Here is a 14,654-nt window from a genome sequence, read left to right as displayed (position 1 = left end):
CTTCTTGGCAGAGGCTAGAACATATCACTTAAAACAAAAAACCCTCCCCCTTTCGGGGGAGGGGTGGAGGAGGTTTTGGGGAGAGGCGCTGATTATTACTTAACTAGTAGGTATATTCCTTCTTCTGGCCCTCACAGACCTCTTCTATTCTATCGGTAATAAGGGTCCCATTTCTCCAGATCCTTTTACGGACCTTGCGACAAGTAGTCTCGGCGTTGTGGGTGGCAGGCACGGGTGTGGCTTCAACCACTGTAGGCCCCTGCCTATAAACTACCTGCTGATTGGTTCTAGCCGCCTGATAGCTGGCCTGGCTGGAAATATCAGCCAGGGTGCCCCCAAAGGCTGCCCCAAGAGCACCTCCGATAACCGCTCCCCGCCAGGGATTGTGATGATCGAGCAGAGCTCCAGCGGCAGCACCAATGACCGCTCCGGCACCAGCTCCTTGGTAAGTGGCTGCATTCTGCTGGGTAGTCACACAGGCACTGAGAGAAATCCAAAGACCAAGGACAAGAGCCAGGGAAAGAATTCGTCTCATGGGACACCTCCTGAGCTTTTAACTCCCAGGAAAAGCAAAGACCTTGCCAAAGAAGAGAGGCTAAAGATCAGCCACACACAGTGGCTACTAGAGCCCCTTAGGTGGAGATTTACTGATGAAAGATGCAAAATTTGCAGAAGAAGGCAAACTTAATCAAAGGCGCCTTAACCCGGCCGCCAGCTCCTGAAGGGCCTCTTTGGCCCGAAGGTGGATGCGGCGCCCTTCCATCTCCACATAGCCCTCTCTGGCCAATCGAGTAAAGACCCGGGAGATGGTCTCAGGAGTGGTACCCAGGAGAGAAGCCAGCTGTCCCTTGTTGATCTCAAGCTCTACCAGCTCCCTTCCCTGGCGCTCGGCCAAAAGCAACAAGTAGGCTGCCAACCTCTCAGAGACCTCCTTTAAGGCCAGCGCCTCTATCATGGCTGCAAACTGACGAAGACGCCGGGAAAGCACCGCCAGCATGTTGAGGGCTAAAGAAGGCTCCTGTTCAATGAGGCGGACAAAATCTTTTCGGGGAAAATAAAGCAGGTGGCTTTCCTCAAGGGTCTGGGCGTAGGCAGGAAAATTCATCCCCGCAAAGACGGCCACCTCTCCGAAGGGCTCTCCAGGGCCGAATATGTGCAGAATCTGCTCTTTACCACTGGCCGAGACCTTAAAAATTTTTACCCGTCCCGAAATAACCACATAGAAGCCTGTAGCCTCGTCTCCTTCGGAAAAAACAAGCGTTTTGGCCGGATATCTCTTCTCTTGAGCTATCTTTCGGAGAAGAGATAAATTTTCTTCCGGAAGACCTTCAAAAAGAGGTATTTGAAGAAAAAAGTTCTTGCCTTTCAAAGTTTTGACCTATATCAAAGAGATAAGTCGTCCGATATCCTACCTTAGATCCACCATCAAAAACAAGGAGGTGTAAGTATGTTCTGTAATCAGTGCGAACAAACCGCCAAGGGCCAGGCCTGCACCAAGATCGGAGTCTGCGGCAAGACGGAAGAGGTTGATCTCTTGCAGGATCTACTGGTTTATGCCCTTCAGGGCTTAAGTGAGGTGGCCAATGAGGGCCGTAAGGTGGGAGTGGAAGACAAAGAGGCGGATGTCTTTACCTGCGAGGCCCTCTTTTCCACCCTGACCAACGTCAATTTCGACCCTGAGCGCATCAAAGACTATATTTTTAAGGCCGTAGAACTTCGGGACCGCCTTAAAGAAAAGGTCAAGGCCGCCGGCGGAAAGACTGACTTCTCCGGCCCAGCCGCTTTTGTCCCGGCCCAGAGCATGGAAGAACTTATCAAACAGGGAGATGAAGTAGAGCTTCGACCGGAGAAGGCCAAAGATCAAGACATTTTTTCTCTCAAGCTGACCACCCTCTATGGTTTAAAAGGGGTAGCTGCCTACGCCTACCACGCCCAAGAACTAGGTCAAGAAGACACCAAGGTTTACGCCTTCATGCACGAGGCCATGGCCAACCTCACCCGTGATGACCTCTCTCTTAACGACTGGGTAGGCATCGCCCTTAAGGTAGGAGAGATTAACCTCCGAACCATGGAGCTTCTGGATGCAGCCCACACCTCTACCTTTGGCCATCCTGAGCCCACTCCGGTGCCCCTAGGACACAAGAAGGGGAAGGCCATCTTGGTCTCCGGCCACGATCTCAAAGACTTAGAGGCCCTTCTTAAGCAGACCGAAGGCAAGGGAATTTATGTCTACACCCACGGAGAGATGCTTCCGGCCCACGGCTATCCCGGGCTCAAGAAGAAGTATCCCCACCTCTATGGCCACTATGGAACGGCCTGGCAGAATCAGACAAAGGAGTTCGCTGATTTCCCGGGCCCCATTGTCATGACCACCAATTGTCTCGTTCCTCCCAAAGAAACATACAAGGACCGGGTCTTCACCCTAGGGCCGGTAGGCTTCCCGGGAGTCAAGCACCTCAAGGAGCTTGACTTCACCCCGGTCATCCAGATGGCCGAATCCATGGAGGGCTTCACCGAGGACAAAGAGGGCAAAACCGTGCTTACCGGATTTGCTCGAAACGCTGTCCTCTCGGTGGCTGACAAGGTCATCGAGGCTGTGAAGGGCGGAGCCGTAAAACACTTCTTCTTGGTGGGCGGTTGTGACGGGGCCAAACCGGTCCGCAACTATTACACCGAGTTTGTAGAAAAGGTGCCCCAGGATTGCATCATTCTTACCTTAGCCTGTGGTAAGTTCCGCTTCTTTGATAAAGATTTAGGCGACATTGGCGGCATCCCCAGGCTCCTTGACATCGGCCAGTGTAACGATGCCTATTCCGCCGTCCAGATAGCTTTGGCCCTGGCTAAGGCCTTCAACGTGGACGTTAATGAACTGCCCCTTTCCCTGATTGTCTCCTGGTATGAGCAAAAGGCTGTAGCTATCCTTCTCTCCCTCCTCTATCTGGGGATCAAAAACATCCGTCTTGGCCCCAGCCTGCCAGCCTTTATCACCCCCAACGTCCTTAACTTCTTGGTGGAAAACTACCAAATAAAGCCCATCTCCACCCCTGATGAAGACATCAAGGCCTGCCTCGGTGGCTAACGACAAGAAGAGGGGGAGCGTATCGCTCCCCCTTTCTTTTTCCCTTAAACTTTCAAGGAATATAAGAGGCCTTATCTTAATAAGACCCAAGCCCGGATTAAGATTCAAAAGACAGCCGCTAGCCTCCTAGATTTTACTCCCTTCAAGGTCTTCTTCAGGCCAAGTGAGCTAACAACAGCCGTCAACCTCCCTTTTTAAGACGTAAAACCAAAAGGAGTTCTGGATTTTTCAACGACGACTTGCCAGGAGAAAGAAGGTGGTGTTATTTACCCTGCCATGGAAGCCAAACCCTACCTTCAACAGGTTCCTGCCTACCGTCCTGGGAAACCCATCGAAGAACTAAGGCGTGAGCTCGGCCTTAAGGGGGAAATTATCAAACTGGCCTCAAATGAAAATCCTCTTGGACCTTCTCCTCAGGCCCTTGAAGCCATCATCAAAACAGCCCCCACAGTCAACCGCTATCCAGACGGAGCAGCCTTTGAGCTCCGGGAGGCCCTTAAAGAAACCCTGGGGCTTTCTCCCCGAGAGGTGGTCATTGGCAATGGATCAAACGAGATCATTGATTTTCTGATCCGGGCCTTTGTTTCTGAGGAAGAGGAAATCATTATCAGTCGGCCCACCTTTTTGATGTATGAGAGATTCGTTCGGATAGCCGGCGGAAAGGCCATCTCCGTGCCCCTTAAGGAAATGCGCCATGATCTGGGGGGGATCCTTCGGGCCGTTACCTCAAAAACCAAAATAATTTTCCTGGACAACCCTAATAATCCTACCGGGACCGCTCTGAAGATCGGCGAGCTGGAGTCTTTCTTGGCCGATCTTCCCCTTAATGTGCTGCTGGTTCTTGATGAAGCCTACTTTGAGTTTGTTAGAGACCAGGAGGTGGTCTCTGGGCTGTCATTTTTCCGGGATGACGAAAGAATTATTGTTTTAAGGACCTTCTCCAAGGCCTATGGTCTGGCCGGACTGCGAATTGGCTATGGGGTAATGGCTCCGAAGATAGCCACCATTCTGGAAAAAATCCGCCAGCCTTTTAATACCAACCTGATGGCTCAGGTAGCGGCAACGGCCACGCTGAAGGATCGCAACTATCTGAGCCGGGTTCAAAGAATTATATGGGAGGGAGTGGACTTCTTAAATCGAGAACTTGTTGCCTTGGGGCTCCTCCCCTACCCAACCCAGACGAACTTTATTCTGGTAGATCTGCGCCGACCAGCGAGACCTGTGTACGAGGCCCTTCTACACCAAGGGGTTATTGTCAGGCCGATGGATTCTTATGGTTTTGAAAATTGTATCCGGATCACCGTGGGCCTTCCTGAAGAAAACCAAAGATTGATCAAAGAACTGAGGGAGATTCTTCAGTGAAGGGGCTGGTCATCACCATTGATGGACCAAGCGGGGCCGGAAAGTCCACGGTGGCCAGACTCCTGGCCCAGAGACTGGGTTACACTTATCTGGATACTGGAGCCATGTATCGGGCCGTGGGTCTGGCAGCCCTGAGAGTGGGGATAGATCCCGGGAGCCAAGAAGCCGTCTCTTCTATTCTTGACGGACTCCGACTGGAACTAAGACCAGGCCAACAGGGAGCAGCGGTCTTTCTCAATGGAGAAGATGTCACCAACCAGATCCGCACCCCCGAAGTGTCTCTAGCGGCCTCTAAGGTTTCAGCCCACCCCCAAGTGAGGGCCTATCTCACCGAGCTCCAGCGTCAGATGGGCCAAAAGGGGGGAATAGTAGCCGAGGGACGCGATACCGGTACGGTGGTCTTTCCAGAGGCGGAAGCCAAATTCTTCATTACTGCCTCAGATGAAGAGCGGGCCAGAAGACGTTGGCTGGAGCTTAAACAGCGGGGGGAAGAAATTTCCTATGAAGAAGTCCTCCGGCAGCAGCGTCTCCGAGATAAAAACGATAGCTGTCGCCGTTTGGCCCCTTTAAAGCCAGCCCCGGAGGCCGTGATCATCGACACCACAGGCCTCAAAATCGAAGAGGTTTTAGAGCAAATATTAAGACTTATAGAGGAGAAAATCCCTTCCTTCTGCAAGCTCTCCAGTTAACGTTGAATTATCAGGGGGGCTCTGGTATAAGGAGACGTTTTTAAATTCTAAGGAGGTCCAATGTTGATGGAAATGGTAGATCAAACCCAAAACCTCAGCTCTTCTGGGCAGGATGAAGAGCTGAGCCAGAGTTTTGAATCCCTCCTTGAGCAGGGGCTGCCAGAGCTTCATGCCGGGGAGATCCTGCCAGGTAAGGTTGTCCGTATCGACCAAGAATGGGTCATGGTCGATGTAGGCTACAAATGTGAAGGGCAGATTCCGGCCCGAGAGTTTAAGACCCCCAACGGCACCTTGACCATCCAGGAGGGCGACGAGATTCCGGTAATGATCGAACGCCTGAGCGGCAAGGATGGTCTTATGCGCCTTTCGTACCGCAAGGCCATTCGTATCCAAACTTGGGAAAAGATCCAGGAGGCCCACAAGGAGGGTACTCCTATTGAGGGGATCATCCTGGAAAGGATAAAAGGAGGGTTCTCTGTAGATCTAGGTGGAGTAAGGGCCTTTTTGCCCTTCTCACAGGCTGATATACGCCCCGTCAGAGATCCGGAGGTTCTTATTGGACTTGAGACTAACTTCAAGGTCCTTAAATACAATCGCAAAAGAGACAACGTCGTTGTCTCCCGAAGAGAACTCTTAGAAGAGGAGCTGAAGAGAAAGCAGGAAGAGACTTTGGCCAGCCTGGAAGAGGGACAGGTACGTGAAGGAGTGGTCAAAAATATTACTGACTACGGTGTCTTTGTGGATCTTGGCGGGATAGACGGTCTCTTACACGTCTCTGATATATCTTGGGGGCGTGTTGAACACCCGGGCCATCTCTTTAAGGTCGGGGATAAGATTACTGTTAAGGTTCTTAAGTTCGATCGAGAAAAACGGAAGATTTCCCTGGGGATAAAACAGCTCACCCCAGACCCCTGGGAATCTGTAGAAGAAAAGTATCCCCTTGGTTCCAAGGTTCAGGGGAAGGTGGTCAACCTTACAGACTATGGAGCCTTTGTCGAACTTGAGCCTGGAGTCGAAGGCCTGATCCATATCTCCGAGATGTCCTGGACCAAAAAGGTCCGCCATCCTAAAGATGTTCTTCAGGTGGGAGACGTGGTTACTGTAGCTGTCATCGGCCTGGATCCGGAAGCCCGGAGGATCTCCCTCTCTCTTAAACAGGTAGAACCCAATCCCTGGGACATCGTTATGGAGAAATTCCCTCCGGGGACAACCATTGAGACCACCATCAAAAACATCACCGATTTTGGTCTTTTCGTAGGCATAATGGAGGGAATAGACGGATTTATTCATATCTCTGACATTTCCTGGAGCCGCAGACTGCGACACCCGGCCGATAAATACAAGGTGGGAGACACCATCCAGGCTGTAGTCCTCAACATAGATCGAGAAAAGGAGCGGTTCTCTTTAGGTATAAAACAGCTCACCCCAGACCCCTGGGAATCTGTAGAAGAAAAGTATCCTGTAGGCACCAAAGTCACGGGTACGGTAACTAACGTGACTGACTTCGGTGTCTTTGTAGAGATTGAAGAAGGTATTGAGGGGCTCATTCATGTCTCTGAGCTTTCAGACAAGCGCCTTAAATCTGCTGTGGGTACCTATGAAGTTGGAGACAAGGTAACGGCTAAGGTTATCAACCTTGATCCGGAAAGACGTAAAATGGGTCTTTCTATTCGGCGAATGGCCGAAGATGAGGAGAGATCCTATTACCTTGACTACGTTAAAGAGAGTTCCGGGGCCACAACGACCTTGGGGGCCCTTTTAAAAGAAGGTCTGACTAGCGGAAAGAAATAAATGACCATGGCCCCCGTTTAAGGGAAAGGCAAGCTAGAGGTGAGAAGCAGTCCCATTGTCATCGGGCTGGCCTTTTTAGGGGCTCTATTTCTCTTTCTTATTGTCCTGATTTTTATTCTGGGGTTCCTCTTTTCAAGAGGGGCCCCAGTCCTTCCCACGGCCGACCGGGTTGGGATAATCGAAATCAAGGGCCTTATTTCCAACAGTGACCGCATACTTAAAGATATTCGCGCCTTCAGGGACCGTGAGGACATAAAGGCGGTGGTGGTCCGCATCGAGAGTCCTGGAGGAAGTGTGGGAGCCTCTCAGGAGATCTATCAGGCCCTAAGGGAGCTTTCGGAGATTAAGCCTACTGTGGCCTCCATGGGCTCGGTGGCCGCCTCAGGAGGATATTATATTGCCCTGGGAGCAGAAAAGATCTATGCCAATCCGGGGACTATCACCGGAAGCATTGGCGTAATTATGAAGCTCCCCAATCTTGCTGGACTTATGAAAAAACTTGGCATTGGAGCCACAACCTTAAAAAGCGGGCGTTTCAAAGACCTCACCCCAGTCACCAGAGAGTTAACTCCGGAAGAGAAGACCCTTATCCAGGGTCTTCTGTCCGAAGTTCATCGCCAGTTTATGGCTGCTGTGGCCGAGGCCAGAAAGCTTCCTTTGGAGGAGGTTCGCCAGCTGGCTGACGGACGTATCTTCACCGGCCGAGAGGCAAAGGAGCGCGGATTGATCGACGAACTTGGTAATCTAGACTCGGCGGTGGAGGCTGCTGCTCAGATGGCTGGGATTACTGGTGCCGTAGAGCTGGTCTATCCTCCCAAGGAACGCTTTTCTCTGCTCAAAAGCCTCTTTAGTGAGGGAGCCGGGGCTGTATCTCAGGCAGTAACCTTTTCTGGTATAGGTTATTTGGCTCCCCAGTTTGTTAACTAAATCCAACGCAACCAGGCATTTGGCCTGCTTCTTTCAAGAAAGGGCATCATCTGAGCCATGGTCAAGAAGGATTTAGTCAATCGACTAGCGGAGAAGTTTCCCGAATACCTGAAAAAGGATCTAGAGGAGATACTTGATCAGATCTTTGCCCGGCTCACCCAGGCCGTGATCCAGGGGGAACGGGTGGAGATAAGAGGGTTTGGCCGTTTTATTGTTCGCCCTCAAAAGGCTCGAGTCTTTATCAACCCTAAGACCGGCAAGCGTCAAGATCTTCCACCGCGCCGCCGGGTCATATTCAAGGTGGGCAAAGATCTAAAAGAGCGTCTCTCTCATCCTATTCTGGCCGCCCTTGATTTAGGAACCCAGACCTTCCGCCTTCTCATCGGCCAAGTAATAAACGGACAAATTCGAACCCTTTACCGCGATCGGGAGAATACCCGTTTGGGAGAGGGATTGGCGGAAACAGGCGAGATCTCAACAGCGGCCTTCGGTCGGGGCCTTGAAAGCCTAAGACGCTTTGAAGAGGCCATGAGTTTTTATCGGGTAACCGATTACCTGGCCGCTGGAACGGCTGTCTTTCGCAAGGCTCGAAACGCCATCGAATTTAAGCGCCAGGCCGAAAGGTTGCTAGGGTTAAAGATCCAAATCATTGACCCCCAGAAAGAGGCCGAACTCTCCCTAAAGGGGGTTCTGGCTGCCCTTCCCAAAGACTTGAACCGGGTTCTGACAGTTGATGTCGGCGGAGGCTCTACCGAATTCATTTTGGCTGAGGCTGGAAAGGCCCTCAAGACCATTAGCCTGGAACTTGGGGCGGTCACTCTCACTGAACGTCTCCTTCATGAGGATCCTCCTCTGGATACCGAGATAAAGGCTCTGGAAGAAGCTATCGAGGAACGCCTCCAAGAGCTTCCCCGGAATGATCTTCTACCTATAGACTCCCTGGTAGCCACCGGAGGGACAGCTACCTGTATCGCTGCCCTTCAGCTTCAGATGGAACACTATGATCCTGACCGAATTCAGGGCTACCGGGTGAAGCGGGAGGCCCTCTTAAATCTTTTCTCCCGAATCAAGGATCTCAGTCTCTCCGACCGACGTCACCTAAAAGGACTTGAACCTGGACGAGAAGATATTATTCTCCCCGGCATCTTTATTTACTTGAAGATCCTGGAGCACCTTGGGCTTGGAGAGATGATGATCAGTGATGCCGGTATCCTGGAAGGCATTTTACTATCTCTGGCCCAAGGCCAAAAATCGCTCGGGGCACATTCGCCACAGATTAAAAGCTAAAGCCTTCAGGGGGGCAAGATAATGTTGAATCCTGAAGAAATCAGGGAGGGTTATACCTTTGACGACCTTCTGTTGGTCCCGGCGGCCTCAGCCGTCTTACCCAAAGAGGTCGATGTTTCCACCTATATTACCCCGGGGATAAAGCTCAACATCCCCCTTCTTTCTGCGGCCATGGATACAGTAACCGAAAGTCGCACGGCCATAAGTATTGCCCGTGAAGGGGGAATCGGGGTCATCCATCGCAACATGAGCATTGAGGAGCAGTGCCGAGAGGTCGAGCGGGTCAAAAAGAGCGAAAGCGGCATGATTATCGACCCGGTAACTGTTACTCCGGAAACCAAGATCCGCGAGGTTCTCAATCTTATGTCTGAGTTCCGGATCTCTGGTGTTCCGGTAGTGGATGACAAGCGCCGCCTGGTAGGCATCGTTACCAACCGCGATCTCCGCTTTGAGACAGATCTTGATCGCCCGGTCAAAGAGGTAATGACAACGGAGAATTTGGTCACCGCCCCACCGGGGATCACCCTAGAGGAGTCAAAGCATCTTCTTCACAAACACCGAATAGAAAAACTTTTGGTAGTTGATGAGAGCGGGTGTCTCAAAGGCCTGATCACCATAAAAGATATCGAAAAACTGAAGAAGTATCCTAATGCCTGCAAGGATGATCTTGGTCGTCTTCGGGTGGGAGCTGCTGTAGGAGTGGGGGCGGAAAGACTAGCCCACGTGGAGGCCCTCCTTAAGGCCGGGTGTGATCTTATTGTTGTCGATTCGGCCCATGGACACTCTCAAAACGTCATCGAAACGGTCAGGGAGATAAAGGCCCATTTCCCTGATTGTCAACTTATCGCTGGCAATGTAGCCACGGCTGAGGGGGCCAAGGCCCTTATTGAGGCTGGGGCCGATGGGATCAAAGTGGGAGTGGGCCCAGGGTCCATATGTACTACCCGCATTGTCGCCGGAGTTGGAGTCCCCCAGTTGACTGCCATTAGCGACTGCGCCCGGGTGGCCAACCAGCACAATGTTCCGGTAATTGCCGATGGGGGAGTGAAGTTTTCGGGAGACATTACCAAAGCCATTGGTGCAGGGGCCCATGCGGTAATGATTGGTTCTCTTTTTGCCGGCACGGATGAGAGTCCCGGTGAGGTAGTCCTTTTTCAGGGACGGACCTATAAGGTCTATCGAGGGATGGGTTCTCTTGAAGCCATGCGTAAAAGTCAAGGGAGTCGCGAACGATACGGTCAGCTCGATGAACCTTCCAAGCTTGTCCCCGAAGGGGTTGAAGGACGGGTGCCTTATAGAGGCCCCCTGGCGGCAACTATCTTCCAACTAGTGGGAGGGTTGCGATCCGGTATGGGCTATCTTGGTTGCCGGACCATCGAGGAGCTTCGTCAAAAGGCAAAATTCATCAAAATTACCCCCGCGGGGTTAAGAGAGAGCCACGTTCATGATGTAATCATCACTAAGGAGGCTCCCAACTACTGGATCGAACGCTAGAATTTAGACATCAGTGGCGGCAGAAGAGGGCCCAAGGCCTTCTTAGTGAGGGAAACAACGTCTGAAGCCAGCCTGATGGCTCTCTCGGCCTGAGGACGATCTGCTGGCTCCAAGGTAAGTTTTTCCAAACTCTTGGCTATTTCTTTTATCCGAACCGAGAGTTCCGGATCTTGCCAGAGGTCAAGGGCAGAAAGGAGTTCCTCCTCAGCAGGCGGCCCATTGGGAGCCTGGGGATAATTTATGGCATAAAGGGCCTTTAAGGCCGAGAGAACGGCCGCCCGCGCCAGAGATATAGCCTCTTGGTACCTCCCCTCAGTAAAGTGCTCCTTGGCCCGGGCCAGCTCTTCCCCCGCATAGCGAAAATAGGTCCGGGCCCGGATAAAATAAGGCATAACTCAGTTAGTCATCTTCTTTTTTTCCAAGAGGGGTAAACCCTGTGGGTTTTTCTACGGTACCGGCCATCTGTTGATAGAGTCTTTTGGTGAGAATCTCATCGGCCAACTCGCAGATCTCAAAAAGGGTCTCGATCATATCCAGCATCTCTGCCTGACCATCAGGAGTCCGGTAGTCAAAGTCTTCCATAAATTGGCCGCTTTCCAGATACTCCTTAAACTCTCTAACCTTTTTAAGCGTTAACATAGGGATGATCCTGGAGGATTATTTTTGGGGAAACTGATAGAGGATTTCGTTGTTTTTAACCAAACCATAGCGCTGACGGGCAACCTTCTCAATATAGGTTCGATCATTCTTAAGGAGAGTAATACGCTGCTTAAGATCCTGGCAATCCTGACGCAGGAGCGCCACTTCTTGAGAGAGCTCAGCTACCCGGGCCTTAAGCTGATAATAACGAAGAAGCCCATAAGGACTAAAGAGGTTCCAGATAAGAAAAATAGCTCCCAAAAGACCCAAGATCAGAAACCAATTTAGGGATTTGGGGCGGGATCTTCTTCGACTCTGTCGCCTTAGTGCCATATTTTAATTGAATAGCATAAGGAGTGGCGATATTCAAACAAAGTTAAATTGTTTCTCAGAAAATATTTGTCATCAAATCTTAATCTGAAGTTCTCAGAAACCAGAGACCATGGCCCCTCTCTTAGGCGATCTTTCTTCACACCGGAGGCCAAATGGGAACTTCCCGGGGTAAAGTGGCCTTTACCAGGCTACTAAACCAACCGCTCTTAATCCGATAACGAGCTGTTACTCTGGCCGATATCCTCTTGGCTGTTTTCTTGGCCCTTACTGTAAGGAGAGGGTTAAAAGCTTGAACATTTTTGGTCTTGTAGATTTTCCAGTAAATTCGATAATTGTTTCGGCCGGCGGCGTCAATTTCGTATTTATCATAACCCCAATTAAACTCGATGGGATTAATTTCTATAGGTAGAATCTCGGAGACAATCTCGGAGGCCACTTTCCCCCAAGGACTGGGGATAAAAGTCAAGGCTTTGCTGAGGTTAAGAGATATTTTACCGGATACTATCTCTACCCTTTTAATGATATCCTTTGGAAAAAGATCATGGGCTACAGCAGCGGTGGACTCTTGAGAATCAGCTCTAAGGCCCACACTTAAAAGGAACTCGGGTATAGAGTATTCTTGACCGGTGAGGATATTTACCCCAAGCTCCACCACATAATAGTTGAAATAAGCCAGGGTCTTTTTAATGCTTTCGGCAAGCCCCTCCTCATCACCAGTTATGGGATAGACCGTGGCCGTGGGGGCCACAGCCACCACAGATAACTTGAGCTCTTCGGGAATCTCCTCCTTTTCAAGGGCTATGAGGCCCTCTTCCGGCCCCCCAAAAGGACTGTCCTCCACGTACTGAAGGCTTTCCCTGGCCAGGCGATAGTGCTCGAAGATCCCCTTCTCTCTAACGGGAACAAAAAGCTGATAGACCTCTAAAGGATCATACTGAGGAAACTTTTCGCCAAATCTTTTCATCCCTACTCTCCTCATTTTAGGAATCTATTCCTGAAAATAAAATTAATATAAGCAGCTTTAAAGAAAAAAATCGATTGATTTTTCGCTTTTACCGGAAAAAGATAAGATTTTTTTACCAGTTAGGTCGGAAAATAAGGGCAATTTCTCCCCGGACATCCGTGAGGATGGTCTTTGTAAAATTCACAAAGGGGTTTTGAAAACAAGAGTCCTTTAAGGGAAAAACTTTTTGAGAAGAAAAACACTGCCTCCTCGAGACCAGCCCACATATAGGCCTTACAGCAACTTGGAGCAGGCAAGAGATATATCTTTTCAAGGAGGCGAAGATTAAATTCCATTACCATCTTTTGTTCTCTTTTCGTCCCGCAACGAGCCCCAACGAGAAAGGACAAGCAGGCTCCAAGGGACGGTATCAGGCCGCAAATCCCTGTAAGACCACAGTATCCGCTTATGGCTTGGGCCCCTGTCCTCTGGGAAACTTCCTCAAAAGCGTCATGGGGAACCGGGAGGCCTGCTGCCTTAAGGGCTGAAAGAAGAGAAAAGGCTGCTATAAAAGCGTGGTGGCAACCAAGCATGGGAATACTGGTCCGTTTTAGAACCTCCGTGGTAACCGCTATAGGGTCCGGCCTGGTATTGGCCTTTGCTATTTTAAGGGCTACCTTTACGGCCAGCTCTCTATGGCAGCTTTCGCAGACAAAGTGGCCTTCCGGGCAAAAGATGTGGGCTAATACCGCCTGGTTACAGAGCGTGCAGTGAAGCCATCGGCCTTCATTGAGGTAAAGCAGAGGCTTCCCACAGATAAAACAATTACTTTTCTTCCCGAAGACCCCGGGAAGGTTTTCTTTGGACTTTCAGCAGAGCTTACCCAGTGTTCCTTCCTAATAAGAGATTATTTTTTCGGCCTCTTTAGAGAGGTCGTAGAGAAGTTTCTGAGTCCCCTTCCGTAAGCAGTCGTCCTCACCCACCCCGTGGATGGCCATAGACTTACCTCAAGCCCAAAGATGACCACCTTTGAGGACTAAATCCCTGGCCAATTTCCTGATAGGAAACCTTTGAGAATCTATTTTTTGGTAGGCCACCGAAGGACCATTTAAAAATACCGAGGCCTGATCTCCCTGATCCAGAATGAGGTTAGAGATTCGGAAGGCATTCCAGACCACCTCTGGATTATCCGAGGAAATAAGGATCAAAAACCTCATAGTTACCTCCCTACCTTCGGAAATTTATATAAGAATATAAAAATATATTTATAAAAATCAAAAGAAAAATTCAGGCGCTCATCTTTGGGAAGGACAAAAATCAGGGAATAGAACGAATCTTTCCTTCCTTGACCATCCGGTCAAGGAGAAAGGTCACCCCTTCCTTTGAGATCTTCAGTTGTTCAGCCAGCTCTTCATCAGAAATAGTAGGATACTCTTTAATATGGTTTAAAATGGCCTCTTCTAGCTCTTCAAGCCAATCCTCAAAAAGGCTGACTATGGCCTCTGGAGCCACCTGGGAGAGTTTTCTCCTTATATCTACAGTGGATACCAGCCTCTGACACATGGAACGCGGGTCAACTCCCGCGTCAAGACACTTAGCCAGTCAATAATAAACCATCGAGGGTATCTGTCCCTCCTCATGGCCAAACATCCGAAGGACAATCTCCTTTTGAGACTCCTCATCCAGAAGAGAAAAAACCTGTGAGGCCAGGGCCAAAAAGAGGTCTTTGATTTCCTCTAGACTTAGGTCTTTAATTAATTCTTGGTACTTAAGAGCCATGGTTCCCTCCGGTGGTAATCCTTTTGACCTGTTCAAGAATCTCTAACATTCGCCGGGGATCCTTGAGGCTGTAATAAATAAAGGGGCCTTTTCGCCTGGTTTTGACTACTCCTCCCATTTTGAGCTCCTTGAGATGGTGGGAGACCAGAGGTTGAGAAAGGCCAAGTTCTTCAACTAATCGTCCCACAGAGCGCTCTCCCTGGAGGAGGAAAAAGACAATTCGTAAGCGATTAATGTCTCCCAGGGCTTTAAAGAAGCGGGCCGTGGTTTCTTGATCCATCTTCGCCTCTGAAGCGAAAAAAGGTTCTTATACCTTAAAATGACTTCTTCC

General features: G+C 50.2%; 19 protein-coding genes. 8 read left to right on the top strand and 11 right to left on the bottom strand.

The window, feature by feature from the left end; translation table 11 throughout:
* Positions 1–103: 103 nt before the first annotated feature.
* Complete coding sequence (locus G4V39_RS10875; protein ID WP_166032962.1) at positions 104–535, bottom strand: glycine zipper family protein; 432 nt, start codon at positions 533–535, stop codon at positions 104–106.
* A gap of 153 nt (positions 536–688) precedes the next feature.
* Positions 689–1,369: a Crp/Fnr family transcriptional regulator gene (locus tag G4V39_RS10870; protein ID WP_166032961.1), complete on the bottom strand. Its 681-nt coding sequence runs from the start codon at positions 1,367–1,369 to the stop codon at positions 689–691.
* Between the two features lie 78 nt (positions 1,370–1,447).
* Here G4V39_RS10870 and hcp point away from each other — a divergent pair, with 78 nt between their 5' ends.
* From hcp to guaB, 7 genes are all read left to right on the top strand, one after another.
* Positions 1,448–3,079, top strand: coding sequence for a hydroxylamine reductase (gene hcp / locus G4V39_RS10865; RefSeq protein ID WP_166032960.1), 1,632 nt, complete (start codon positions 1,448–1,450; stop codon positions 3,077–3,079).
* A 276-nt stretch (positions 3,080–3,355) separates the two neighbouring features.
* Entirely contained in the window at positions 3,356–4,441 is a 1,086-nt protein-coding gene (gene hisC, locus G4V39_RS10860; RefSeq protein ID WP_166032959.1) for a histidinol-phosphate transaminase, read from the top strand.
* Positions 4,438–5,130 (top strand): (d)CMP kinase, encoded by a 693-nt coding sequence (gene cmk / locus G4V39_RS10855; RefSeq protein WP_210412114.1) that lies wholly within the window; start codon positions 4,438–4,440, stop codon positions 5,128–5,130. The genes hisC and cmk overlap by 4 nt, the downstream gene beginning before the upstream one ends.
* A gap of 66 nt (positions 5,131–5,196) precedes the next feature.
* Positions 5,197–6,921, top strand: a complete 1,725-nt coding sequence (locus G4V39_RS10850; RefSeq protein ID WP_246169686.1) for a 30S ribosomal protein S1 — start codon at positions 5,197–5,199, stop codon at positions 6,919–6,921.
* A 39-nt stretch (positions 6,922–6,960) separates the two neighbouring features.
* Positions 6,961–7,848 carry a signal peptide peptidase SppA gene (gene sppA / locus G4V39_RS10845; RefSeq protein WP_166032957.1) on the top strand — a complete coding sequence of 296 codons (888 nt, stop codon included), beginning with the start codon at positions 6,961–6,963 and terminating at the stop codon, positions 7,846–7,848.
* A 57-nt stretch (positions 7,849–7,905) separates the two neighbouring features.
* Positions 7,906–9,135 (top strand): Ppx/GppA phosphatase family protein, encoded by a 1,230-nt coding sequence (locus G4V39_RS10840; protein ID WP_166032956.1) that lies wholly within the window; start codon positions 7,906–7,908, stop codon positions 9,133–9,135.
* Positions 9,136–9,156: 21 nt separating this feature from the next.
* Positions 9,157–10,629 carry an IMP dehydrogenase gene (guaB, locus tag G4V39_RS10835; RefSeq protein ID WP_166032955.1) on the top strand — a complete coding sequence of 491 codons (1,473 nt, stop codon included), beginning with the start codon at positions 9,157–9,159 and terminating at the stop codon, positions 10,627–10,629.
* Here the strand turns inward: guaB and G4V39_RS10830 are convergent.
* The 5 genes from G4V39_RS10830 to G4V39_RS11460 all read right to left on the bottom strand — a co-directional run bounded on the left by G4V39_RS10830 (position 10,626) and on the right by G4V39_RS11460 (position 13,179).
* Positions 10,626–11,021: a HEPN domain-containing protein gene (locus tag G4V39_RS10830; RefSeq protein WP_166032954.1), complete on the bottom strand. Its 396-nt coding sequence runs from the start codon at positions 11,019–11,021 to the stop codon at positions 10,626–10,628. The two genes, guaB and G4V39_RS10830, sit on opposite strands and share 4 nt — an antisense overlap.
* A 7-nt stretch (positions 11,022–11,028) precedes the next feature.
* A complete protein-coding gene (locus G4V39_RS10825; protein WP_166032953.1) occupies positions 11,029–11,268 on the bottom strand; it encodes a hypothetical protein in 240 nt (79 codons plus the stop codon).
* A gap of 18 nt (positions 11,269–11,286) precedes the next feature.
* Positions 11,287–11,538, bottom strand: a complete 252-nt coding sequence (locus G4V39_RS10820) for an FtsB family cell division protein (RefSeq protein ID WP_166032952.1) — start codon at positions 11,536–11,538, stop codon at positions 11,287–11,289.
* Between the two features lie 199 nt (positions 11,539–11,737).
* Positions 11,738–12,565 (bottom strand): hypothetical protein, encoded by an 828-nt coding sequence (locus G4V39_RS10815; RefSeq protein WP_166032951.1) that lies wholly within the window; start codon positions 12,563–12,565, stop codon positions 11,738–11,740.
* Between the two features lie 119 nt (positions 12,566–12,684).
* The gene (locus G4V39_RS11460) at positions 12,685–13,179 is read right to left on the bottom strand and encodes a DUF5714 domain-containing protein (protein ID WP_425505352.1); all 495 of its coding nucleotides are present in this window, start codon (positions 13,177–13,179) and stop codon (positions 12,685–12,687) included.
* On the opposite strand from G4V39_RS11460, the gene G4V39_RS11255 reads away from it, so the two are divergent.
* Positions 13,136–13,318 (top strand): hypothetical protein, encoded by a 183-nt coding sequence (locus G4V39_RS11255; RefSeq protein ID WP_210412112.1) that lies wholly within the window; start codon positions 13,136–13,138, stop codon positions 13,316–13,318. The genes G4V39_RS11460 and G4V39_RS11255 overlap by 44 nt on opposite strands.
* Positions 13,319–13,551: 233 nt before the next feature.
* On the opposite strand, the gene G4V39_RS10810 is transcribed toward G4V39_RS11255, so the two are convergent.
* The 4 genes from G4V39_RS10810 to G4V39_RS10795 form a co-directional block, all read right to left on the bottom strand.
* Positions 13,552–13,761, bottom strand: a complete 210-nt coding sequence (locus G4V39_RS10810; protein WP_166032950.1) for a sulfur reduction protein DsrE — start codon at positions 13,759–13,761, stop codon at positions 13,552–13,554.
* A gap of 100 nt (positions 13,762–13,861) precedes the next feature.
* The gene (locus tag G4V39_RS10805) at positions 13,862–14,107 is read right to left on the bottom strand and encodes a winged helix-turn-helix domain-containing protein (RefSeq protein WP_166032949.1); all 246 of its coding nucleotides are present in this window, start codon (positions 14,105–14,107) and stop codon (positions 13,862–13,864) included.
* 39 nt (positions 14,108–14,146) lie between these two features.
* The gene (locus G4V39_RS10800) at positions 14,147–14,323 is read right to left on the bottom strand and encodes a hypothetical protein (RefSeq protein ID WP_166032948.1); all 177 of its coding nucleotides are present in this window, start codon (positions 14,321–14,323) and stop codon (positions 14,147–14,149) included.
* Positions 14,313–14,603, bottom strand: coding sequence for an ArsR/SmtB family transcription factor (locus G4V39_RS10795; RefSeq protein ID WP_166032947.1), 291 nt, complete (start codon positions 14,601–14,603; stop codon positions 14,313–14,315). Before G4V39_RS10795 ends, G4V39_RS10800 begins: the two co-directional genes overlap by 11 nt.
* Positions 14,604–14,654: the final 51 nt, after the last annotated feature.

It is taken from the genome of Thermosulfuriphilus ammonigenes, from assembly GCF_011207455.1.
Lineage (GTDB): Bacteria > Desulfobacterota > Thermodesulfobacteria > Thermodesulfobacteriales > ST65 > Thermosulfuriphilus > Thermosulfuriphilus ammonigenes.
The sequence above is the reverse complement of the archived record's forward strand: the minus strand, read 5'-3'. Positions and strand labels throughout refer to the sequence as shown.